We start from the raw sequence: 22,115 nt of genomic DNA, 5'->3' as shown, positions 1-22,115 counted from the left end.
ATGTTTGGTTTTTTGATTGTTTTATTATCTTCTGTTTTCTTTTGTTTTCAAAACGTTCTGGTTAGAGTCCTGTTTAAAGAGCATGATATTTTAGGTCTTTTTACAACAGGAGGTTTTGTCACCCCATCCTTGCCGAGTTCGTTTCTGCTCATGTTCATGCGGACGCTGCTCGTGATGCCTTTAACGTCCTCGTTTGCTCCAGTTTTGCACTCTAGCATCTGGTCTGATTTGCGTCACCTTGGCGATCGATCGAATCGTTCTCTACTCTGGCAATCGCTGGGTGGCGGGATGCTGATGTTTTTATATCTGGCATTGCTTTATATTGCGATCGGTACAATTCCTACCGGGATCGCACTAACGCTGTTTTTTACCTATCCTGTTTTTACTGCGTTGTTGTCTTGGCGGTGGTTTGGCAATCGTCCCAGTCGGTTGAGCTGGATTGTGATGGGTATTGTGCTGATTGGCAGCTATTTCACCATGCCTGTGATCAATGCTCAAATCGATCGATCGAGCTTAATTGGTATTCTTGCCGGCTTAGGGTCGGGTATCACCTATGCTTTCTACGCGGTAATTGCCCAAAAGAGCTTCGAGCGGATTCATCCTTTTTCCTACACCTGGATCAGTTTTGGAACCACAATGATTCTCTCTGGGATGAGTCTGCTGCTGTGGAACTTTCACAGTCAGTCATTACCCTGGACGGCTCTTTGGATTGCGGGGTTGTTATCGGCGATCGTTTCCTTCGGCGGTCACCTGCTCAATAACTTTGGCATTCGCTATCTGGGTGCGACGGCGGCAGCGATCGTAGCTGCGACCAATCCGGCTCTCACTGCTCTGCTTGCCTGGTTAACAATTCAGGAAACGCTAAACGGCATTCAGATTATGGGTGTGCTGACTGTGACGCTGAGTGTGGCTTTGCTCAGTCGAGAACTCAAGTCTGAGAAGCAGGGTTAGATGAAATTCAGGTCAAAATCATGCCGCCCAGAAGCTTGCGATAGCGATATTCCAGCTCGGTTTTCATCAGGCTCCAGCGTTCCAGCGAAGCATCTCTTTCCATCACGGCTTCTGCTGCGTCACGGGCTACCTGCAAAACGTCTTGATCTTCCACCAGTCTTGCCAGGGCAAAATCGGGCAAGCCAGACTGCCGCATTCCCAGCACTTCACCAGGTCCACGAAAACGCAGATCCATTTCTGAAATAAAGAAGCCGTCTTGAGATTGCTCCAGAACTTTGAGCCGCTGAGCTGCTGTTTGATTTTTTGAGGTATTCATCAGCAGACAGAAAGATTGATTGCCGCCTCTGCCGACCCGTCCGCGAAGCTGGTGAAGCTGGGACAGCCCAAAGCGATCGGCGTGTTCGATCAGCATGACTGTGGCATTCGGAACATCCACTCCCACCTCAATGACCGTGGTTGAGACAATAATTTGGGTTTCGTTATCGCGAAATTTGCCGATCGCCTCATCTTTCTCTGCCGAACTCATGCGCCCGTGCAGCAGTCCCACCGAGAATTCAGGAAAGACCCCTTCGCTTAAGTGCTGATATTCCTCGATCGCCGACTTCAAATCGAGTTTTTCTGATTCCTCGACCAGCGGCAGCACTACATACACCTGCCGTCCCTGCGCGACTTCCCGCTTGATCAGTTCATAGGCATGGTTGCGATCGCGTCCCGTCAGCACCGTGGTTTGAATCGCTTTGCGTCCGGGCGGCAGTTCATCGATCTGGCTTACGTCTAAGTCTCCGTGCAGCGTCAGAGCCAGAGTGCGGGGAATGGGCGTTGCTGTCATGGTCAGGACATGGGGATAATCGCCTTTTTGCTGAAGTTTTGCTCGCTGTCCCACGCCAAAGCGATGCTGCTCATCGATCACGACCAAGCCCAATCGCTGAAACTGTACCGGGTCTTCGATCAGTGCATGGGTTCCCACCAGCAGGGGTAATTCTCCAGTCGATAGCTCAGCGAGCAGTTTGCGCCGTTTCGCGACCTTTGTTGATCCGGTTAATAGCTCGACAGGCAAATGCAGCAGGTTAAACCAGCTCACCAGCTTATGATAGTGCTGCTCCGCCAGAACTTCGGTGGGAGCCATTAACGCTGCCTGATATCCCGACTGAATCGCTGCCAGAATTGCCACCACTGCCACCACTGTTTTTCCCGATCCGACATCGCCCTGCACGAGTCGATTCATCGGTGTTGGCTTTTGCAGATCGGTAAGGATTTCGTTGACGACGCGCTGTTGGGCATCGGTGAAGCGGAAGGGCAGCACTTCGTAAAACTGCTCGATCAACTGTCCGGTGGGGGCAAGCGTGGCAGTCGTTTCCTTTTTTTGCTGCTGTTTGCGCCGCAGTAATCCGAGCTGCAAATAGAAAAATTCATCAAACACCAGACGACGGCGGGCGTCATTCAGAGCCGCTTCATCAGCCGGATAGTGGATCGAGCCGATCGCCCCTTTCAGCTCAATCAGCTCATATTTTTGCCGCAAGCCATCGGGCAGCGGATCTTGAATCTGGGAAATGGCGGGTAACGCTGCAACGACTGCCTTCCGCACGATATCGGCTTCTACGCCATCGGTAAGCGGATAAATTGGCACAATTCGCCCGACTTTCAGTGAATCGATCGACGCCCCCGAATGATCCATTACCTCAATCTGCGGATCTTCCAGCGTTGCTCCATACTTATCTTTTTTCACCAGGCCCGAAGCAGCAATCACGGCTCCCGGTGGATACATTCGCTTTTGCTGCTCCTGCCAGCCACGGGTATAGCGAGTTCCGGCAAAGAAACGGCTGAGCTTGAGTCGTCCCGTGTGATCTGCCACCGTCAGTTGAAAGATGGTGAGCTTCTTGTTTTTAGGACTGGTAAAGCAGGTGCAGCTTTTCACGGTGGCAACCAGCGTCACGGTCTCGCCCGGTTCCAGCGATCGAATATTGACCTGACGCGCATAATTAATGTGGTCACGCGGATAGTAAAACAGCAGATCGCGCACCGTATCAATGCCCAGCCTTGCCAGCTTTTCGCTGTTTTTCGGGCCAATTCCCGGTAGGTAGGTCACTGCCTGATCGAGGGCGATTTTGCCTTTGCGATCGGAACTGACCAGCGGCACAGTACGTGGAGCTTTAACCGCCTGACCGCCTGACTTTGCCGCAGATTCTGAACTGGAAGCAGGGCTGGTCGTTTTGCCATTGGACTCAGCAGCAGATGGCGCAGCAGCAATGCTTTGCAGTTCTCCCCTGGGAGGAATCGAAGCTAACTCAGCTTGCTCGACCTGCTTGCGGGCACTGTGCAGCAAACGGCGTGCCTCAGCAATTAAATGCTGACGTTGAGAAAATGACAGGTCGGTGTATTCCGTAAACTGGTCGGCGATCTCGCGAAACCGCCTGCGCTCTGCCACGGGCAATCCGGTCGGCGGCTGATTCAGGCTGAGGCTGAGAAATTCGCTGAAGCGATACTGATTGCCCCGCAAATCATTAAACCCGTTTTCCGCCTCAACTGAGAGTGCTTTTTGCAGTCTGAGCCAATCCATAGTCTGCGTTACTGACTCCGCTAGTCCTCATACCAGCTCGATCGCCATGCGGCTTCTGCCTGCGCGGTCGAGCGCTCTTTTTGCTTTTGATAATAGTCTCGTCCAATCTTACTGAGTCGGGCAGAAAGTTCACGAATTCGCGATCGCCACACGCTCAAACTTCCATTGGAAAACTCTATCTCAGATAGCCGCAGCCGTACTGCAGTAATCGTAGTCATGCTCGGTCGTTTGCTGCTTTCCGATCGAGTTTCGATCATCAGGCTCAGCAGATTAGGCAGACTTGCCGTTGTCTCAGCACTAAGTTCTGCTTTGGTTGCGACTTCCAAAAGTGGTTCTGGAAGCTGACGGGGCAGCAGCTCAGCTCGATACAGCAGTCGGTTGGTCGCATGGGACCAGTGATACAGCATTTCCATCACTGATTCTTCAAGCCTGTGCTGCCAGTAGAGCAGGTCTTTGGGCGTGAGCGGTCGGTCTTCGATCGGGGGTTCGTCGTCTTGCTCGTCGTCAGGTTCGTTTTCAAATTGGGAATCTGGGGAATCTGGGGAATCTGGGGAGTTATCCTCTGAAGAATCTTGCTGGGCGTCGGCTACTTTGGCTGGGTCGGGCTGCATGGCAGCTTGAAGGAATCGAAGGGCAGTGGGCAAATCGAGATCAGAAGCACCTATCAGAAATGCCTGGTCAGTTCCCATCTCAACCCGATCGATCGATTCCTCTAGCTCCTCGTCTCCTTCGTCTTCTTCATCTCCCTCATCCCCCTCCTCTCCTTCGTCCCCCTCTTCTAGTTCCTCCTCTTCCGTTTCCCCCGACAAATCACGCGGCACGATCGGCTGAAGCACACTCCTCATTTCCGTCTGTGCCTGCTTTGCTAACTGTCGCAGCCTTTGCTGAAGTTCCTGTCGCTGATTAAACGTAAGACTGAGAAATGCTTCGGGATAGCCATGGGTGCAGAGGTGATAGCAAGCCAGAATGAGCTGCTGCCGGACTGCCTGTCCCAGCGCGTCCAGGTATTCACCATAGGCATCATGAAATTCTTCTGCGATCGATGCAACCGCTTGCTGGAGGGCTGCCATCTCCTGTTCGATCTGGTTAAGGCTTCTCACCATCGATCCTTATTTTCCCCTTTTCTGCTTTCCAGGATAGCGATTTCTTTCAGAAGCACTGCCCTCACCCGGTTCTGCTTTTAGAGGGCAAAGCAAAATGGGCAACGAACGATCGGAGAAAATGACCTTCTCGATCGCCCATCGCCCAATCCGTATCAGAACGCCAAATCAGAACCCAGGCTCAGGCTTATGCCTTTCCACCTGTTTGCGCTGCCACTTCTGCGGCGAAGTCTTCTTCTTTCTTTTCAATGCCTTCGCCCATCACATAGCGGACAAAGCGACGCACCTGGATATTTTCGCCGATGCTGGCGATTTTTTGCTTCAGCAGATCGCCCACTGTAATCGTCTGGTCTTTGATATAGGGCTGATCCATCAGCGACAGTTCTTTCAACCGCTTTTCGATCCGTCCTGCCACGATCTTCTCGCGGACGGCTTCCGGTTTATTGCCCAAGTCGTCTTTGCCCATTTCGATCGACTTTTCTTTTTCGATCACGTCTGGCGGAATATCTTCTACCCGGACGTACTCTACGTTCTGGTAAGCGGCGATCTGCATGGCAATGTCTTTCACCAATCCCTGAAACTCTTCGTTTCGCGCCACAAAGTCAGTCTGGCAGTTGACTTCGACCAGAACGCCAACCCGTCCGCCGATGTGGATATAGCTGCCGACCAAGCCTTCAGCCGTGATCTTGCCTGAAGCTTTTTCTGCCTTTGTAATCCCTTTTTGACGGAGCCATTCGATCGCCTTTTCCATATCGCCATCGGTGGCTTCCAGGGCTTTCTTGCAGTCACCGAACCCTGCGTTCGTCTTGTCGCGCAATTGCTTGACGAGTTTTGCTGGTATCTCCGCCATGATGCTTCAATTCCTAACTAGATATGCTTTGGATGAGATTTGCATAATTCATTCTGTGAGATGCCTCAGAAAGCTGTTCGGTCGGTCTGCGCTCCGAACCGCCCCTCGTCTCCCAAGGCTAAGGAGAGCCTACTGACCCCTGGGGTTTCAAAGTTCCCTAGCATTAGGAATTTGGGGGGCAATATAGCACCTAAAACACCCCTCAAACACCCTCTTGAGTTCATCTCCAGAACGATCGCTCACAGATAAACCTACCGGAAAAGAGACAGGATAAGGCAAGTCTTCGGCAACACACACGACAGATTCTGCTCTCACCCTGTCCCGCGCCAATTACGCTTCTGTTTCTTCTTCTTCTTCGACAAGCTCGGTTTCGTCGTACTCGAACTCTTCTTCTGCGCCTTCGTAGTCTTCGTAGTCTTCTTCAGCGTCGAGCTGACCGTGACGACCTTCATAGATCGCGTCTGCCAGTTTGCCCACGATGAGCTTGATCGATCGAATCGCGTCATCGTTTGCGGGGATCGGAATATCCGCCGTATCGGGATCGCAGTTCGTATCCAGCAGTGAGACGATCGGAATATCGAGCTTCTGGCACTCCTGAACGGCGTTATATTCGCGCCGCTGGTCTACCAGAACCACAATATCGGGCAGTTTCCGCATTCCCTGAATGCCGCCGAGGTACTTCTGCAGCTTTTCGAGTTCACGCCGCAGCACTGCCGCTTCTTTTTTAGGCAACAGATCGAGTGCGCCCGTTTCCTGTCTGCGCTCCAGTTCCTTGAGGCGATCGACGCGGGTTTTGATCGTTGTCCAGTTGGTTAGCATTCCGCCCAGCCAACGCTGGTTGACGTAGAACGCACCGCAGCGGCTTGCTTCCTGAGCAATGATTCCGGCTGCCTGACGCTTTGTACCGATAAACAGAACGCGCTTGCCTTGCTCCGACGCATTGCGGAGGTAGGTGTACGCTTCCTCCATCAGCTGAGCGGTCTGCACCAAGTCAATGATGTGAACGCCATTTCGAGCCGTGTAGATGTAGGGAGCCATCTTGGGGTTCCAGCGACGTGTCTGATGACCAAAGTGAACCCCTGACTCTAATAATTGAGCCAATGAAACAACAGGCATGATTTTCTCCTTTCGGGTTAATCCGCCATCCAGTTGTATCTTTGCCGCTTGCTTCGCAGTTTCTCGAAGAGGTAATCGTCGCTATGACTTATTTCTCTGTCACTTATTTCTAAGGAAGAATGAGCTTGGGCAGACGAAAACAGCGCAAAAACACCCGAAATACTGAATGTGTGAATTTTTGACAACTCTACTAGGTTAGCACAGGCGCAACCCGTTTATGGCAGAAGAATAGACTGCGCTAAGGTACGGATCTCACCCTAATTTTAGAGTTGAGGAAACCTGATAAAAAAACCTCAGATGCAAGTCAGAAAGTGGCTTAGAGAACAACCTATTCTGCCGCCCAATCACGCAAAATAGAGTGAAGAATATTGCTATTCTCCGATCGGTGTCGCATCTGCTGGGGTGCGTCCTGCTTTTGCTTATTTGTTTGCTGATTCATTTAGGCTGATTCGTTTAGTTTAGTAAGAACGCTGTACCTCGATCGCCTGCTTCAGGAATTCGTCCTGCTTAAAGTTGCTCGATCTAGTTCCCTGACTTTGCCGCTCAACCCTGCCCCAATGTCCGATGAAGCCCATGACTGAATCCGAGGGGCATCTACGCCCGTCTGCTGCTACGCCTGAACCGCCACCGCTCAAACAATTCCTCAAACAGCTCCAGCCCACCCCAGAGGCGATCGTATTGCTATTGGCGGTTCTGGTGGGAACAGGAGCGGGAGCGGGGGTAGTTTTGTTTCGAGCATTGATTCAGTGGACCCATGATCTGATGTTTGGCGAGGTGTCCAGCTTTTTGTCAATCTGGGGACACTGGACGATCGCCCTGATTCCCCTGCTGGGTGGGGTGATTGTGGGGCTGATGCGCTGGCGAATGCAGGATTTTGGTCCGGGACTGACCACGCTGGTAGAAGTGGTCCAGGAAAGCCGCGAGCTGCTGCTGATTAATCCCGTGACTAAGATGGTTGCCGCCTCGATTTCGCTGGGGAGTGGGGCATCGCTAGGTCCAGAAGGTCCGAGTGTGGAAATTGGAGCGTACTTTAGTTTGTTGCTGGGGCAAGTGCTTCAGGTATCGCAGGAGCGGCGGCGATTGTTGCTGAGTGCAGGGGCGGCGGCAGGATTGGCGGCAGGATTTAATGCACCGATCGCCGGAGTCTTTTTTGCGCTGGAAGTCGTCATGGGCACTACGTTTGCAGCATCGGCGGCGAGTGTTGTGCTGTTGGCGGCGGTCGTAGCGGCGTGGATTGCCCGAATTGGAATGGGGGCACAGCCTGCGTTCACGTTGCCCGCCTACGAAGTGCGAAGTGTGCTGGAACTGCCGCTGTACGTTGGACTGGGGCTGCTGGCAAGTCTGCTGTCGCTGATTCACATTCGCGCCCTGCGGCTGTCTCAACGCTGCTTTCAGGGGCAAATTGCCGGACTGGAATGGATCGGTCAAATTCCCCAACCGTTCCATCCGGTCATTGGCGGAGCCGTGCTGGGGTTGGTTGCTCTGAAGCTGCCGCAAATTTTGGGCGTGGGCTATGAAACCGTTGAGTCGATGCTGCAAGACGTGCAGTTTCCGCTTCCGTTGGTGGTAGCTCTGCTAGTGATGAAGCTGATTATGACGGCGATTAGCTTTGGCAGTGGCTTTGTGGGCGGGGTGTTTGCGCCTGCGCTGTTCCTGGGGGCATCGCTGGGATCAGTTTACGGGAAGGTTTTGGCGATCGGCTTACCGATGCTGCACGACTACATGGCTTCTCCTCCGGCTTATGCGATGGTGGGCATGGCGGCATTTCTGGCGGCGAGTGTGCGTGCCCCGCTGACGGCAATTTTGCTGCTGTTTGAACTCACCAACGATTACCGGATTGTGTTGCCTCTGATGGCAGCAGTAGGCTTGAGCATCTGGACGGCTGAATATTTGGAGCCGAAAGTCGTGATTGACAACGCGGCACAGAATGAACCTGTTGAAGCTGTTCTCCATCCTGATGTGTCTCGCCTCACCGTTGCAGACGTCATGCACCCGGCTCCGCTTCAGCTCAGGAGCGATTTTACCCTGGCGATCGCCGCCCAACAATTTGTCCAGTATCGCTGTCACAGTGCCCTGGTTATTGACGCTGAGAATCAGCTTGTCGGCATCTTCACCCTGAATGACATTACCCGCATAGTGACGCGATCGAAATCTGCTGAAGACCGCATCATGCTATTACAGCAGCCGATCGCTGATCTTTGCACCACTAAAATGGTCTACGCTTATCCCGATGAATCCCTGACGGAAGCCACCGATCGCATGACCACCAGAGGACTGCATCAGCTTCCCGTTGTCGATCGGGATCATCCCCAGCAGGCGATCGGACTCCTAACCCAGGCAGATATCGATCTTGCTGCCAGCCTCGCCCAAACCCGCCAGGTATTAGAACAATACGGCCCTCCCCAGCCAGAAGCACTTGCCTTGCTGAATTAATTGACTCCTTCACTCCCCCCAAACCTGACAAAACACCGATCGCCGCCTTGGACCATCCAGCTCAAACAGCAGTACCGCTTGGTAGGTTCCCAGGGTCAGCTTGCCGTTTGCGATCGGGACAATCTCGCTGGTGCTGAGCGTCATTGCCATCAAGTGAGCGTGGGCGTTCACTGGCTCGTCGGGGGGAATGTTGGGGCGCAGGTGCAGATCGTTGTGCAGGTAGGGATCGGCTTCGGGAGCGAGTTTTCGCAGATAGGCTTTCACATCCTGCATCAGGCGCGGCTCGAATTCATTGATGGCTAAAGCGGTGGTGGTGTGGCGCGAAAAGATTAACGCCTGTCCGTTTTGAAGGTTCGATTTTGAAACGATCGCCTGAATGTGTGCCGTAATGTCGTACACTTCGATTCCGGCTGTGGTTTCTAGTTCAATAATGTGATTGACGATCGCCATCGCCTCGTTCCTCACGCGAATGCACTGGACAGCTTGCTTTCTAATATTCTGAGGGGAATGTGCTGAAAATGAAATCGGATATTGAGCTTTACTTCAGTGCTGCTTTAAGGAGAATTGAAATTGATTAAAGCTGTATATCGCCTCATGAATCGCAGATTATTCAGTAGAAAATAAGAGGAATTGTCTCCGCTAAGCAAACCGTAGCTTATACTACAAAATTATTTTTGGTAGCGGTGATAGAAACAGTCAGGCAACCCAGCCTGCAATGCACTAAGAACTAAGGGAGCTTACAAAGTCCATGAAAAAAGTTGAAGCAATCATTCGTCCTTTTAAACTTGATGAAGTCAAGATCGCGCTGGTGAATGCCGGGATTGTTGGGATGACGGTTTCTGAAGTACGCGGCTTTGGTCGGCAGAAGGGACAAACCGAACGCTATCGCGGCTCTGAATACACGGTTGAATTTCTGCAAAAGCTAAAAGTTGAAATCGTTGTCGAAGACGATCAGCTAGACATGGTGGTAGACAAAATCATCTCGGCTGCACGAACTGGGGAAATCGGCGACGGTAAAATCTTCATCTCCCCTGTCGATCAAATTGTGCGAATTCGGACAGGGGAAAAGAACCAGGAAGCGATTTAAGATTCCGGGTTGATTTCTTTAAGCTGAGGCAAGAGTGCCTCAAATGCTTTCCCCCGGTGGCTGACGCGATGTTTCAGTTCCGGGGGCATTTCAGCAAAAGTCATGCCTGCTTCCGGCACGTAAAAAATCGGGTCATAGCCAAAGCCGCCTGAACCTCGCGGCGCGCTGATAATTTCTCCCACGCAAATCCCCTCGGTGTGCAGGGCGATCGATCCATCGGGACGTGCCAGCGCGATCGCACAAACAAACTGCGCCTGTCGATGCGAAGCAGTTCCTCCTGCAGGAGAATCAGGCTGATGGTCTAATTCTCGCAAAAGCCGCGCAATTCGATCGGCATCAGTATCAGCATAGCGGGCAGAGTAAATTCCCGGTGCGCCGTTTAGCGCATTGACCATCAAGCCTGAATCATCGGCGATCGACCATTGCCCCAAAGCTTTTGCCACCTGAGACGCTTTCAAACAGGCATTTTCTAAAAAGGTGGTTCCGGTTTCTTCGATTTCCAGTGCTTTGGGCTTCAGGCTCAGCTCCCACGGCAACGATGGATCGGTGAGGTATGCCTGCATTTCCGTTAACTTACCGGGATTACTGGTGGCAACGACGAGAAGAGTCATAGCAAAGAGAAGCGGTTCTTGAAAGGTCTTATTGGGGATCATAGGGGATCGCATTTGCTTCTAGCCAATCGATTGCGATTTGTTCTAAAGCGGTTTGTCGATCGCGGCTTCAATCTCAGTGCAAAATTGCTTCATGATGACCTGTTCGTGAATCTTAATTCGTGAATCCTCATGAACTGGGAAGCCGTAGATAGTCATCAGATTCTAGTTTTTTTGCGCTTTCTGAATTGTGTCTTTCAGATTGCGTCTTCCAGTTTCAATCAGCAGCGGCGTCGTCTTCTGAATCAGCCGCTTAAAAGTCATTCTGGCTAACCGTGACCGATTTACCTGTCTGTTGATTGAGACAGGCAAACAGCTTGTGATTAAGTGTAACCATTTCGTTTACCCTATCTCGAACTTTAACGACTAAAGCCATTCCTCACGACTTTCTCAACGAAGTTTAGAAATACTACAGGATGAAACTGATTTTTGCTACTTTGTAACTCAAAATCAGCCGTGAGACGCAAGAAGTTCGCTGCGATCGGATTTAGGTTTGCACTAGGTAAACGCTTCAATTTTCCTTCTAGTCCCATTTCTTTGTACTGGAAACCCTCCTGAAGCAGATGGCATTTTTGGTTAAAGCTTTTCTGACGCTGTTTGTGGTGATTGATCCGGTCGGGCTAACGCCGATCTTTATTACGCTGGCTGGCAAGTATTCGGCGGCTCAGCAAGTTCGGATTGCCCGTCAAGCAGTGTTAGTCGCTGGGGTAATTCTGCTCGTGTTTGCGCTGGTTGGCAACTGGCTACTGCGCTATCTGGGGATCACGATCGAGGCATTTCAGGTAGCGGCGGGGCTGCTGCTGCTCAAGATTGCGCTAGACATGGTATTTGCCCATCGGGAGCGCGAGACGGAAGAGGAAGAGCAGGAGGCACAGCTCAGGGAAGATATCAGCGTTTTTCCGCTGGCGATTCCGCTGTTGGCAGGACCGGGAACTCTGGCAAGCGTTTTGATTTTAACGAACGATCGGAGTGTGCAAAATCATAGTTTTGGTGTGGTAGTGATTCTGGCGATCGCCGCCTTTGTGCTTTTCATTGCCTACACGCTCTTTTGTCTATCAAAGCAGCTTGCTAAAATGCTAGGGCAAACCGGGGTTAATGTCGTAACCCGCGTCCTAGGAATTTTGCTTGCTGCTTTAGCGGTGCAATACATTACTGACGGCGCAACGGCTGCAATCAAAATGGCAATGGTTCGTTAAAGATTAGGCATCCCTATGTTTATTACCCTCATTGCGGACTACGGAACCGGAGATCCTGCCTTTGCAGAAGTTAAGCAGCGGTTGCTGATGGCACTGCCTCAAGCGCAAATACACGATCTTTCCGTGCCGCCCTTTAGCACCCTGGCGACCGGATTTTGGATTGCTCAGCTTGGACTCAATCCTGGCTCAGCGAATCGCCTGATTTATCACAACTGCGCTCCCCGGCAGGATGATCCCGAAGCCCGACGCGACAACGAAGGCGAAGGCTTAACCTATGCGTTGCTGCCCAACGGGGTGAAAGTGGTCGGCGTGAATGCGGGGTATACACTGTCGTTTATCAAGTCGCAGGCAAAGGGATTACATACGGTAGATGTGTCGCGGGGCGGTTCTCAGTTTCGATCGCGGGATGTGTTTCCGCCTGCGGCTGCGGCAATTGCTCAGGATGATTTGAGCGTGTTAGGCGATGTGCTGAAACCCGATCAAATTCCCGATGTGCCGTTCGATCGCATTGCCTGGATTGACGGCTACGGCAACATTAAAACCACGATCCCCGCAGACACAATTTCGCTACCCACCGAGACCAAAATTGCGATTCGACTTGGCGATGTGGTGAGCGATGCAATCTATTCAGACGGCAGTTTCCGCGTTCCCGAAGGTACGCTTGCGTTTGCACCAGGTAGCTCTGGCTGGAAAACAGTAGAGGGTAGAACGCTGCGCTGGATGGAGCTGTTCCTGCGGGGTGGAAGTGCCTGGGAGCGGTTTGGCAGACCAAGAGTAAATCAGAAGATCGCGCTGTTGGGTTGACCCTCCTCATCTCCCAGCCCCTTTTCGCTTCTACCGGGTTTTCTCTTTTACAGCGAGACGAAGGAGAGCCGGAGCCGTTTAGCGTTTTGTAAGCACCATTTGTGAGCACCAGGAGTTTGGACTGACCAAGGAGTTTGTACAAGCAATTTGTGCTCACTTCAATCTCTTGCGCTTACCTTATGCTTATGTGCCTACCTTGTGCTTACAAGGATTCAATCAGGATAAATCACATCAATCTCGCGCTGTACCGAGAGCCGCTGCCGATCGACTGCCGACAAAATTGCATTAGTGACGCGATCGGACGAAAGGCACCGACAAACCAGCTCTGCCACGTCTCCGCGGGTGATTGACCCAGCGATCGTGTGATCCGGGGTTAAAATGCCCGACCCTGAAGGTGGCTCGGAGAGCAGTCCGCCCGGTCGAATAATTGTGTAGGTTAAACCGCTTTTGAGCAGGTGCTGTTCTGCCTGGTCTTTTTCGGCAAGCACAGGTCCGAGTGCCTCCAGCACATGAGGCGGCAGAGCTACTTTGCTTTTACCTGCGCCGATCGACGTAATCAGAATAAATTTTTGAACGTTAGCTTTGATGGCAGCATCAATCAAGTTTTTGTTGCCTAAATAGTCCGATCGCTGTCCTTCCGGGGGTTGACCGCCGATCGTGCTAATCACGGCACTGATGGGCTGATTCAGCATCGCGGCTTCTATCTCTGCCGGATTGAGGGCATCTCCCATGACCGTCTTGATCCCCAAAGCTTCAAGCTGAACCTGAGCGGCAGATGATCGCAACAGGGCGACGACAGGTTGGGATTGCTTCGCTAATCGTTGGGCAACTTCCCGCCCGACTCCTCGACTTGCCCCCGCCAAAAACACAGCACCAGACGTAGCACCAGACATCGTTTAATCTCCTCGCGACTCACACTATCCCTAATCTACCGAATTTTTACCGTTAAATCGGCAATGTAAACTCCGGGTAAACCCCTTGCGCTGCCTTTTTTCTCTCTCTTTAGATGGATTAAGCGATCGTAAGGATATGGATACCCTCCAAGCAGGGGCTTAAGGGACTAAAACACTAGGCTCTTATTGGTTATTCAAAACTAAACCCCGTTCTGACCTCTGCTGCATCAGGCAATTGTGAGATCCCGTGTTTAACTACCTTCCACCGCTCAACGAGCATAACCTCCCTTATCCTGATCCCATCCATCCGATCGTCATTCATTTTGTGATCGCGATGGTGTACTTTGCTGTTCTTTGCGATTTCATCGCTTATTTCAACAAAAACTCTCGCTTGTATGAAGTGAGTTGGTGGAATTTAGCCTTTGCAACCGTCTCTATTTTTATTGCCGTTATTTTTGGTTCGATCGAGGCAGGTTTGGCAGAACCCTATGCTGCATCTGCTTCAACGCTCAATGCGCATACTGTTTTGGGATGGACGCTTCCGGCGATTTTATCAGGAATTACTGGATGGCGTTATGTGCTGCGGCTGCAAAATAAACCCAAATTGCCTGTTGCTTATATGGGAGCAAGTGTCGTGCTGTTTGCCCTGGTCACGGTTCAGGCTTACCTGGGAACGCTGCTCGCCTGGGTGTATGGCTTGCACTCGGTTCCTGTTGTGGATGCGATTCGAGGAGGGCTAACATGAATCCCGAACTGCTTCAACAGTGGGGCGATCGGATTGGCATCAACGGTTTGCCCTACCCCGTTCCACTTCATCCCCTGTTTGTTCACCTGACGCTGGGGCTGTTTATAGTAGCGATCGCTTTTGATATTGTCGCTGCGCTATTTCCGGTGGAAAAGCCTGTGTTTAAGTGGCTCGCAATTCCGGCAACGCGATCGGGCTTGTTTGATGTCGGCTGGTACAACATGATCGCTGCTGCAATTATCACCTTCTTTACTGTGGCTGCAGGCTTTTTTGAAATTTCCCTGGCAGTGCCGCTCGCCGACGTGAAAAGCACCTGGGGCTTTCAGGCGCTCGAAACCATGATCGCCCACGGGTTTGGTGGGGTCACAATCCTATCATTGATTGTTGGCATGACTGTTTGGCGGGGCTTTCAACGTTTCCGCTGGCGCAAAGATATGGCTCGACAGGTGCAGTGGAGCTATTTGCTAGTGGGGCTACTGGTCTTTGGCTTGATGTTTATTCAGGGAACGCTGGGCGCGCACTTGGGCGGTGAATTTGGGATTCACGTTACGGCAGATCAAATGCTGCACCTGGGAATCGATCCCAACAACATTGAACCCTCTGAGCTACTGGGTCTCTAGTTGGTTTTCTAACCGGTTCTCTGATTGGTTTTCTAATTGCTTTTCTAACTGGCTCTTTAAATTGTCTAAGTCGGTTTCGGTTTTCTTTTGCGATCGATTGCCCACGGGTAGGAAGATATGAAACTCCGCGCAGTGATTACCATCACGATTTACTCCATTCTAGTTATCCTGTTTAGCTTCTGGATGGCAAAGCAGTCCTATTCCTGGTTGCCGCCCGAAGCTTCGGCAGAGTCGAAACTGACAGACGATTTGTTCAGCCTGTTTACCGGACTGGGAACCGCCGTTTATTTCGGCACAATGGGACCGTTCCTTTACTCGCTGATTTTCCACCGGGCGGGTAAGTATGACATGGAAGATGGTCCGCACATTGAGGGTAATAACATTCTGGAGATTACCTGGACGGCAACGCCCCTGCTGATCGTGCTCATGCTCGCAGCCATTAGCTATCGCACCTACGAGAAGATGGCGATCGGTGGTCCAATGGAGCTGGTGCATTTGCATGTGCCACAAGTTGTCGAGCCTGCCTACGCGGAACCCTTCGATAGCACCCCACAGCAGCAAATTCAGGAAGCCGTTGAAACCGAACCCATTGAAAATATTGAAGTGACGGCGCGGCAGTGGTCTTGGACTTTCTATTACCCGAAAGAGAAGGTCACCAGCACCGAGCTTCACCTTCCGGTCGATCGACGGGCAAAATTTACGCTGCGCTCTGAAGATGTGCTGCACGGCTTTTATATTCCGGCGTTTCGGGTGGGGCAATACGTGGTTCCCAATCAAGAAATTGAGTACGAATTGACTCCCATCAAAACCGGAACCTATCGCCTGCGAGACTCGATGCACAGCGGCACTTACTTTGCCTCAAACCAGGCAGATGTTGTCGTCCAGCCTCTGGATGAATACGAGCGATGGCTTGCCGATGCAGCTGCCCAAACCCCCAGCTCAGCCTTTAACCAGGCGGTCTACGAGTACAGCCAATCTAACGAGCCGGGCGCAGGCAACACGAAAGATAAAGTTGCCATTCGCGGCTGGGAAACGATTCCCCCTGCCCCACCCCCCGTTGTCAACTTCTCCCCCAAACACTCCCCAGACAGCCCTGCCACCGGAGGCAATGCTGCGATCGGACAGACGACTCAATCGGCCTCTCGCCAAGTCCCTGATCCCTCTACCCGCAACTAACCCGCGATCGCAATCCGAAGCGACTGATCCACAGAAACGCGAGCGAAACCCTCCCCAACTTCTTCCCACCCCCTGTTATCCACAGAACCCATGACCAACATCTCCATTGACCCCACTGAGCTGACCCGTGGACAGCCCTACCCTGGCGCACCGGATAACTGGAAGCGATTTTTTACCTTTAGCACCGATCACAAAGTCATTGGCATTCAGTACATCGTCACGTCCTTCTTTTTCTTTTTGGTGGGCGGCGCGTTTGCGATGATTATGCGAAGTGAGCTGATCACGCCAGAAGCCGATCTGGTTGATCGCACCGTATATAACGCGCTATTTACGATGCACGGTTCGCTAATGATCTTTTTCTGGACGTTTCCGGTCCTGGTGGGGCTGGGAAATTATCTGGTGCCGTTGATGATTGGGGCGCGAGACATGGCATTCCCCCGACTGAACGCCGTTTCCTTTTGGATGGTGCCAATCGCCGGATTTTTGATGCTGGCAAGCTTTCTGATTCCCGGAGGTCCGGCTCAGTCGGGCTGGTGGTCTTATCCGCCGGTGAGCTTGCAGAATCCGACCGGGAATTTGATCAACGGACAGGTGATCTGGATTCTGGCGGTGGCGATTAACGGCGTGTCCTCGATTATGGGCGCGGTGAATTTCGTTACGACGATTTTCAAAATGCGTGCCCCTGGCATGACCTGGTTTAGAATGCCTGCGTTTTGCTGGGCAGTGCTGGCGGCACAGTTGATTCAGCTTTATGGACTGCCTGCTTTGACCGGGGGTGCGGTGATGCTGCTGCTGGATCTAACGATCGGCACGAGTTTCTTTACGCCAGAGCGCGGGGGAAATCCGATCGTCTATCAGCACTTCTTCTGGTTTTATTCCCATCCGGCAGTGTATGTGATGGTGCTTCCCGCCTTTGGGATGTTTTCAGAAATTCTGCCGGTTCATGCCAGGAAACCGCTGTTTGGTTATCGGGTGATTGCGGCTTCGTCGATCGTCATTACCCTGATTAGCGGCTGCGTCTGGGTCCATCATATGTTTGCCAGCGCAACGCCCCCCTGGATGCGGATGTTTTTCATGGTGACCACGATGCTGGTTGCAGTGCCGTCTGGAATCAAGGTGTTTGGCTGGGTGGCAACGATCTGGGGCGGCAAGATCCGATTCACGACACCAATGCTGTTTGCGCTGGGTGGCATTAGCAACTGGGTCTTCGCAGGCATCACTGGAATCTTCCTCGGATCAGTTCCGATCGATCTCCACGTTCACAATACCTATTTTGTTGTCGGTCACTTTCACTATGTGTTGTACGGAACGATCGTCATGGGTATCTACGCAGGTATCTATCACTGGTTCCCCAAAATGACCGGACGAATGTATTACGAAGGGCTTGGAAAGCTGCACTTTGCCCTCACCTACATTGGAACTCAGCTTATCTTTTTGCCGATGCACCCGCTCGGACTCCAGGGAATGCCGCGCCGCGTTGCGTCCTATGATCCAGAGTTTGCCTTCTGGAATGTGGTAGCAAGCATTGGCGGATTTATTTTGGGAATGTCAGTGTTGCCCTTCCTGCTTAACATTGTGAGTGCCTGGATTCGGGGCGAAAAGGCGGGAAATAATCCCTGGCGGGCATACGGTTTAGAGTGGCTAACGACCTCGCCGCCCCCCGTCGAGAACTTTGAGGAAATTCCGGTGGTGGTGTCTGGTCCTTACGGCTACGGCAGAAATCAGCCGCTCGTGGCAAATCAGTCTTTGTTAGGGACGATCGAATCTCCAGAGCCAGCGCAGTAGGTATAGCTGTAGGTATAAGCAATAGGTCAAATCGGTTGAGCGGGTCGAGCAGGTCGAACACGGAGAGCAAACAATGACAGCAGAACGAGCCATTGCACAGGATATCGAATCAGAAGTCCGGCATGAGCAGGAGCATGACGAAGCAGGCAATAGTAAATTCGGCTTCATTGTGTTTCTGCTGTCGGAAAGCGTAATTTTCATCAGCTTTTTTGTCGGCTACGCGATTTTCAAAACCACTCCTGTCGGGGATTGGTATCCCCCTGGCGTGACGGGAATCGAAACCAGAGAGCCGCTAATTAACACGATCGTCTTAGTCTCCAGCAGTTTCGTCATTTATGTCGCAGAACGATATTTACATGATAAAAAGCTGTGGGGCTTTCGCATCTTTATGCTGATCACGATGCTGATGGGCGGCTATTTTCTCTATGGTCAGGCAGTGGAATGGAGCGGGTTGCCCTTTACTGTTCAGTCGGGCATCTTTGGCGGTATGTTCTACATGCTCACCGGGTTTCACGGCTTACACGTTCTCACAGGCATCATTCTACAAACCACAATGCTGCGGCGATCGTTTGTCCCTGGCAATTACGACAATGGTTATTTTGGTGTAGAAGCAACGTCGCTGTTTTGGCACTTTGTCGATGTGATTTGGATTGTGTTGTACATCCTGATTTATGTGTGGCAGTAGGGAGAAATCATGATTATTGACGATCAGGTTTATGACGTAATTATTATTGGCACAGGTGCGGGTGGCGGAACACTGGCGCGAAAGCTAGCTCCCACGGGAAAGAAGATTCTCATCCTGGAGCGGGGTGAACTGATTTATCGGGAAAGCTCGGAGCTAACCGGTACAGAGGTGTTTAAGAAAGAGCAATATTACGCCCCGGAACCCTGGTTTGACAAAGCCGGAGAGCCGTTTTATCCGCAGACGAAATACGGAGTGGGTGGCAATACCAAGCTTTGGTACGGCGTGCTGATGCGAATGCGCGAACGCGACTTTGAAGCCGTTCCCCATCAAGACGGGCTTTCGCCAGAGTGGGCACTGAAATACGCGGATTTTGAGCCTTACTACACCGAAGCCGAAAAGCTGTATCAGGTTCACGGGCGATCGGGCGAAGACCCCACCGAACCGCACCACAGCGAAGCCTATCCCTGTGCAGAAGTGGCCCATGAGCCGTTCCTTCAGCCCCTATTCGATACGCTTTCCAAGCAGGGATTGCATCCGGCGCATTTGCCGATCGGATTAGGCGATCAGGGCAGAACGGACTCAGAAGATACAGGTGTTACGCCCGCCCTCAAATCGGACAATGTGACGCTAAAAACCTCGGCGAACGTCCTCTGGCTTCATACCAATCCGTCTGGGACGGAAATTAAGGCAGTTCAGGCGAAGATTGGCGATCAAACGTTTCTGTTTATGGGTCATCTTGTGGTGCTTGCCTGCGGCGCGATTAATTCAGCGGCACTGCTGCTGCGATCGGCAAACGAAAAGCATCCCAAAGGCATTGCCAACGGCTCAGATCAGGTGGGGCGCAATCTGATGAAGCAGCTTTTGTCGGTGGTGGTGCAGGTGACTTCAACCGCAAACTCAGGAATGTTTCCCCGCACGATCGGCATCAACGATTTTTACGGGGGTGACGATAACTTTCACTATCCGATGGGGCACATTCAAAACTCCGGCGGCATCTTCCAGGACGTGCTGTTCTCCGAAGCTCCACCGATTTTATCGGGACTGTCCCGTTTCTTCCCCAACTTTGGCTTGCGGCAGCTCGCCACGCACTCGATCGGCTGGTGGATGCAAACAGAGGATTTGCCGAATTCCAACAATCGCATTTACTACCTTAACGATCGAATGCGGGTAGAATACGAGCCGAATAACGTGGAAGCACACGATCGCCTGGTGTACAAATGGTTTGATGTGCTCAAGAGCGTGGAATCTGCCCAGCCTTCTATGTTTAATCGTGGCGCAACTCATCCCCGCAGCGATATGCCGATGTCGGTCGTTGCCCATCAGTGTGGAACTTGTCGCTTTGGCACTGATCCAGAGACTTCGGTGCTGGATCTCAACTGCCGCGCCCATGAGGTCGATAATCTCTATGTCGTAGACAGCAGCTTTTTCCCGTCCAACACCAGCGTCAGTCCGGCGTTAACCGTGATGGCAAATGCGCTGCGCGTCGGGGAGCATCTGATCGATCGATTGGGATAGGGCTTGAGCTTGAGGATTTGCTGACGAGCCTGCGGAGGATGGGTTAGGCATCGCCGGAATGCATCCCCTTGATCTGCCGGATTGATGTGCTACGCTGCGTTAGCTCATCCTTCAACTCCTATCTTGCTGGGGATTACAAACTCGTAGAAATCGGTAAAATCTCTTTATCTAGCCCTGATCAATCCTCATTTATCTATCTGCGAGTCTGAAGCCATGCCCGGTATGCCCCTTTTGCCTGACCATGCTCAAGCGCAATTCTTTCGTCAGCTTCAGTTGCAGCTTCGCGATCGATGGCAGGCGATCGAGCATTCCGAAGAAGGCGACTGCGACATCTTGGTGATTCCGTCGCTCAGTCTAGATCAGCAAGAGCTGCACAAGATCAAAGGCGTGTATCACTACGAAGAGCGGCTGCTGTTTTCTCTGATTCGGCTGCGCCATCCCCGTACCCGACTGATCTACGTCACCTCTCAGCCGATTCACCCCAGCGTCATCGAATACTATTTGCAGCTTCTCCCCGGCATTCCCTTTTCCCACGCCCGCGAACGGCTGGTGCTGCTCTGCACCTACGATGCTTCCCCTAAACCCCTAACCCAAAAAATTCTGGAGCGTCCCCGCCTGCTGGCTCGACTTCAGGGCGCGATTCGGCGCGATCGGGCCTATATGACGTGCTTTAACTCCACAAATCTGGAGCGTGAGTTGTCGGTCAAGCTGGGTGTGCCGTTGCTGGCAGTCGATCCCGATTTGCTTTACTGGGGCACGAAAAGCGGTAGCCGCGAAATTTTCAAAGAGGCAGAAATTCCTTTCCCAGACGGCAGCGATCTGGTCTGGAGTAGCGAAGACTTAGCTGCCGCCGCCGCCGACCTTTGGGAACGCCAGTCCCACCTGAAGCGAATTGTGGTCAAGCTGAACGAAGGCTTTTCCGGCGGGGGAAACGCGCTGCTCGATTTGCGTCCCTTAGAAAACATGGCTCCTGGCTCGGCTTCAACCCGTGAGCGCACTCAGGCGATCGCCGATCGGTTGCCCAAACTCAGCTTTCAGTGCGAAACCGACTGGGAAAACTACAGCCGCCAAATTCCCGAACTGGGAGCGATCGTCGAAGCGTTTGTGGAAGGCAACGAAAAGCGATCGCCCAGCGTCCAGGGACGAATCACCCCCCACGCCGAAGTCGAAATTCTTTCCACTCACGATCAAATTCTGGGCGGACCCGATGGGCAAGTGTTTCTCGGCTGTAGTTTTCCCGCGGATGATGCCTATCGCCTACAGCTTCAGGAATACGGCATGCGCGTCGGTGAGGTTCTCGCCCGCAAAGGCGCACTGGAGCGATACGGCCTCGACTTTATCGCCGTGCATCAGCCCGAAAATGTTCAGCAGCCCTGGGACTTGCAGGCGATCGAAATTAACCTGCGAAAAGGCGGCACGACTCACCCCTTTATGACGCTCAAGCTGCTGACCTACGGCGTTTACGACGAAAAAACCGGACTCTTTTTCAGTCAGCAGGGCAAACCCAAATACTACATCGCCACCGACAACCTCTATAGCAAGCAATACCACGGACTGCTGCCCCGTGACCTGATGGACATCATCGCCCAGCACCATCTCCACTTCAACAGCACCACGGAGACTGGAACCGTTTTTCACCTGATCGGCTGCCTCTCGGAATTCGGCAAACTTGGCGTGACCAGTATTGGCAACTCGCCGGAAGAAGCACAGGAGATTTACGATCGGGTGATTGATGCGCTGGATAAGGAAACGCAGTGTGGGGATGAGGGGTAATCCGTTTTCAAAAAATCCTGATCGCCCGGAACCTTTCTTGAAAACTGATCGTCAGAGCTGTCGGGTGTGCGGTAATTGCTCCCCCTAGTTCGTGTATGGCAGTTCAAACGCAGGTTTGAATTTCCGGCGGGACAAGTCCTTTCGCGAGGGCTGCTCTGGCGAGATTGTCCTGCACTGAC

The 22,115-nt window shown here is 52.3% G+C and carries 19 protein-coding genes; 12 read left to right on the top strand and 7 right to left on the bottom strand.

The genetic code is table 11. From position 1 onward, the window contains the following. Positions 1-951 (top strand): DMT family transporter, encoded by a 951-nt coding sequence (locus NDI45_RS07900; RefSeq protein ID WP_190792134.1) that lies wholly within the window; start codon positions 1-3, stop codon positions 949-951. 7 nt (positions 952-958) lie between these two features. Here NDI45_RS07900 and recG read toward each other — a convergent pair whose 3' ends face one another. From recG to rpsB, 4 genes are all read right to left on the bottom strand, one after another. Then, the gene (gene recG, locus NDI45_RS07895) at positions 959-3,508 is read right to left on the bottom strand and encodes an ATP-dependent DNA helicase RecG (RefSeq protein ID WP_348246959.1); all 2,550 of its coding nucleotides are present in this window, start codon (positions 3,506-3,508) and stop codon (positions 959-961) included. 20 nt (positions 3,509-3,528) lie between these two features. Continuing rightward, positions 3,529-4,611: a hypothetical protein gene (locus NDI45_RS07890; protein ID WP_348246958.1), complete on the bottom strand. Its 1,083-nt coding sequence runs from the start codon at positions 4,609-4,611 to the stop codon at positions 3,529-3,531. Positions 4,612-4,795: 184 nt separating this feature from the next. Next, positions 4,796-5,458, bottom strand: a complete 663-nt coding sequence (gene tsf, locus NDI45_RS07885) for a translation elongation factor Ts (protein ID WP_190792131.1) — start codon at positions 5,456-5,458, stop codon at positions 4,796-4,798. A gap of 330 nt (positions 5,459-5,788) precedes the next feature. Beyond that, positions 5,789-6,574: a 30S ribosomal protein S2 gene (gene rpsB, locus NDI45_RS07880; protein ID WP_190792130.1), complete on the bottom strand. Its 786-nt coding sequence runs from the start codon at positions 6,572-6,574 to the stop codon at positions 5,789-5,791. Between the two features lie 573 nt (positions 6,575-7,147). Between rpsB and NDI45_RS07875 the strand changes: the two genes are divergently transcribed. Then, the gene (locus NDI45_RS07875) at positions 7,148-9,007 is read left to right on the top strand and encodes a chloride channel protein (protein WP_242067346.1); all 1,860 of its coding nucleotides are present in this window, start codon (positions 7,148-7,150) and stop codon (positions 9,005-9,007) included. 9 nt (positions 9,008-9,016) lie between these two features. Here the strand turns inward: NDI45_RS07875 and NDI45_RS07870 are convergent, their stop codons facing one another. Beyond that, positions 9,017-9,457 carry a secondary thiamine-phosphate synthase enzyme YjbQ gene (locus tag NDI45_RS07870; protein WP_190792128.1) on the bottom strand — a complete coding sequence of 147 codons (441 nt, stop codon included), beginning with the start codon at positions 9,455-9,457 and terminating at the stop codon, positions 9,017-9,019. Between the two features lie 298 nt (positions 9,458-9,755). Between NDI45_RS07870 and NDI45_RS07865 the strand changes: the two genes are divergently transcribed. Further along, positions 9,756-10,094 carry a P-II family nitrogen regulator gene (locus tag NDI45_RS07865; protein WP_190792127.1) on the top strand — a complete coding sequence of 113 codons (339 nt, stop codon included), beginning with the start codon at positions 9,756-9,758 and terminating at the stop codon, positions 10,092-10,094. Here NDI45_RS07865 and rdgB read toward each other — a convergent pair. Further along, positions 10,091-10,705: an RdgB/HAM1 family non-canonical purine NTP pyrophosphatase gene (gene rdgB / locus NDI45_RS07860; protein ID WP_348246957.1), complete on the bottom strand. Its 615-nt coding sequence runs from the start codon at positions 10,703-10,705 to the stop codon at positions 10,091-10,093. The two genes, NDI45_RS07865 and rdgB, sit on opposite strands and share 4 nt — an antisense overlap. 602 nt (positions 10,706-11,307) lie before the next feature. On the opposite strand from rdgB, the gene NDI45_RS07855 reads away from it, so the two are divergent. Beyond that, a complete protein-coding gene (locus NDI45_RS07855; RefSeq protein ID WP_348246956.1) occupies positions 11,308-11,940 on the top strand; it encodes an NAAT family transporter in 633 nt (210 codons plus the stop codon). Positions 11,941-11,955: 15 nt separating this feature from the next. After that, positions 11,956-12,744, top strand: coding sequence for an SAM-dependent chlorinase/fluorinase (locus tag NDI45_RS07850; protein ID WP_190793304.1), 789 nt, complete (start codon positions 11,956-11,958; stop codon positions 12,742-12,744). A gap of 212 nt (positions 12,745-12,956) precedes the next feature. Here the strand turns inward: NDI45_RS07850 and NDI45_RS07845 are convergent, their stop codons facing one another. Then, the gene (locus NDI45_RS07845) at positions 12,957-13,637 is read right to left on the bottom strand and encodes an SDR family oxidoreductase (RefSeq protein ID WP_190793305.1); all 681 of its coding nucleotides are present in this window, start codon (positions 13,635-13,637) and stop codon (positions 12,957-12,959) included. A gap of 247 nt (positions 13,638-13,884) precedes the next feature. Here NDI45_RS07845 and NDI45_RS07840 point away from each other — a divergent pair, with 247 nt between their 5' ends. The 7 genes from NDI45_RS07840 (at position 13,885) to NDI45_RS07810 (ending at position 21,936) form a co-directional block, all read left to right on the top strand. Then, the gene (locus tag NDI45_RS07840) at positions 13,885-14,382 is read left to right on the top strand and encodes a DUF2231 domain-containing protein (protein WP_190793306.1); all 498 of its coding nucleotides are present in this window, start codon (positions 13,885-13,887) and stop codon (positions 14,380-14,382) included. After that, on the top strand, positions 14,379-15,002 hold the full coding sequence (locus tag NDI45_RS07835; protein WP_190793307.1) for a DUF2231 domain-containing protein: 624 nt from the start codon (positions 14,379-14,381) through the stop codon (positions 15,000-15,002). Before NDI45_RS07840 ends, NDI45_RS07835 begins: the two co-directional genes overlap by 4 nt. Before the next feature lie 117 nt (positions 15,003-15,119). Next, the gene (locus tag NDI45_RS07830; protein ID WP_190793308.1) at positions 15,120-16,178 is read left to right on the top strand and encodes a cytochrome c oxidase subunit II; all 1,059 of its coding nucleotides are present in this window, start codon (positions 15,120-15,122) and stop codon (positions 16,176-16,178) included. Between the two features lie 90 nt (positions 16,179-16,268). Beyond that, positions 16,269-17,963 (top strand): cytochrome c oxidase subunit I, encoded by a 1,695-nt coding sequence (gene ctaD, locus NDI45_RS07825; protein ID WP_190793309.1) that lies wholly within the window; start codon positions 16,269-16,271, stop codon positions 17,961-17,963. A gap of 73 nt (positions 17,964-18,036) precedes the next feature. After that, entirely contained in the window at positions 18,037-18,648 is a 612-nt protein-coding gene (locus NDI45_RS07820) for a heme-copper oxidase subunit III (RefSeq protein WP_190793310.1), read from the top strand. Positions 18,649-18,657: 9 nt separating this feature from the next. After that, positions 18,658-20,163, top strand: a complete 1,506-nt coding sequence (locus NDI45_RS07815; protein ID WP_348246955.1) for a GMC family oxidoreductase — start codon at positions 18,658-18,660, stop codon at positions 20,161-20,163. Positions 20,164-20,385: 222 nt separating this feature from the next. Beyond that, positions 20,386-21,936 carry a peptide ligase PGM1-related protein gene (locus tag NDI45_RS07810; RefSeq protein WP_190793316.1) on the top strand — a complete coding sequence of 517 codons (1,551 nt, stop codon included), beginning with the start codon at positions 20,386-20,388 and terminating at the stop codon, positions 21,934-21,936. The last annotated feature ends 179 nt before the right edge of the window (positions 21,937-22,115 follow it).

It is taken from the genome of Leptolyngbya sp. GB1-A1 (assembly GCF_039962475.1).
Taxonomy (GTDB): Bacteria; Cyanobacteriota; Cyanobacteriia; order Elainellales; family Elainellaceae; genus Leptolyngbya_A.
Note: the sequence above shows the minus strand (reverse complement) of the source record. Positions and strands in the feature narration are given on the sequence as shown.

Coding starts and splice junctions, on each gene's coding strand:
- NDI45_RS07900 (WP_190792134.1), top strand. CDS start 1: ATGTTTGGTTTTTTGATTGTTTTATTATCTTCTGTTTTCTTTTGTTTT.
- recG (WP_348246959.1), bottom strand. CDS start 3,508: ATGGATTGGCTCAGACTGCAAAAAGCACTCTCAGTTGAGGCGGAAAAC.
- NDI45_RS07890 (WP_348246958.1), bottom strand. CDS start 4,611: ATGGTGAGAAGCCTTAACCAGATCGAACAGGAGATGGCAGCCCTCCAG.
- tsf (WP_190792131.1), bottom strand. CDS start 5,458: ATGGCGGAGATACCAGCAAAACTCGTCAAGCAATTGCGCGACAAGACG.
- rpsB (WP_190792130.1), bottom strand. CDS start 6,574: ATGCCTGTTGTTTCATTGGCTCAATTATTAGAGTCAGGGGTTCACTTT.
- NDI45_RS07875 (WP_242067346.1), top strand. CDS start 7,148: ATGACTGAATCCGAGGGGCATCTACGCCCGTCTGCTGCTACGCCTGAA.
- NDI45_RS07870 (WP_190792128.1), bottom strand. CDS start 9,457: ATGGCGATCGTCAATCACATTATTGAACTAGAAACCACAGCCGGAATC.
- NDI45_RS07865 (WP_190792127.1), top strand. CDS start 9,756: ATGAAAAAAGTTGAAGCAATCATTCGTCCTTTTAAACTTGATGAAGTC.
- rdgB (WP_348246957.1), bottom strand. CDS start 10,705: ATGACTCTTCTCGTCGTTGCCACCAGTAATCCCGGTAAGTTAACGGAA.
- NDI45_RS07855 (WP_348246956.1), top strand. CDS start 11,308: ATGGCATTTTTGGTTAAAGCTTTTCTGACGCTGTTTGTGGTGATTGAT.
- NDI45_RS07850 (WP_190793304.1), top strand. CDS start 11,956: ATGTTTATTACCCTCATTGCGGACTACGGAACCGGAGATCCTGCCTTT.
- NDI45_RS07845 (WP_190793305.1), bottom strand. CDS start 13,637: ATGTCTGGTGCTACGTCTGGTGCTGTGTTTTTGGCGGGGGCAAGTCGA.
- NDI45_RS07835 (WP_190793307.1), top strand. CDS start 14,379: ATGAATCCCGAACTGCTTCAACAGTGGGGCGATCGGATTGGCATCAAC.
- NDI45_RS07830 (WP_190793308.1), top strand. CDS start 15,120: ATGAAACTCCGCGCAGTGATTACCATCACGATTTACTCCATTCTAGTT.
- ctaD (WP_190793309.1), top strand. CDS start 16,269: ATGACCAACATCTCCATTGACCCCACTGAGCTGACCCGTGGACAGCCC.
- NDI45_RS07820 (WP_190793310.1), top strand. CDS start 18,037: ATGACAGCAGAACGAGCCATTGCACAGGATATCGAATCAGAAGTCCGG.
- NDI45_RS07815 (WP_348246955.1), top strand. CDS start 18,658: ATGATTATTGACGATCAGGTTTATGACGTAATTATTATTGGCACAGGT.
- NDI45_RS07810 (WP_190793316.1), top strand. CDS start 20,386: ATGCCCCTTTTGCCTGACCATGCTCAAGCGCAATTCTTTCGTCAGCTT.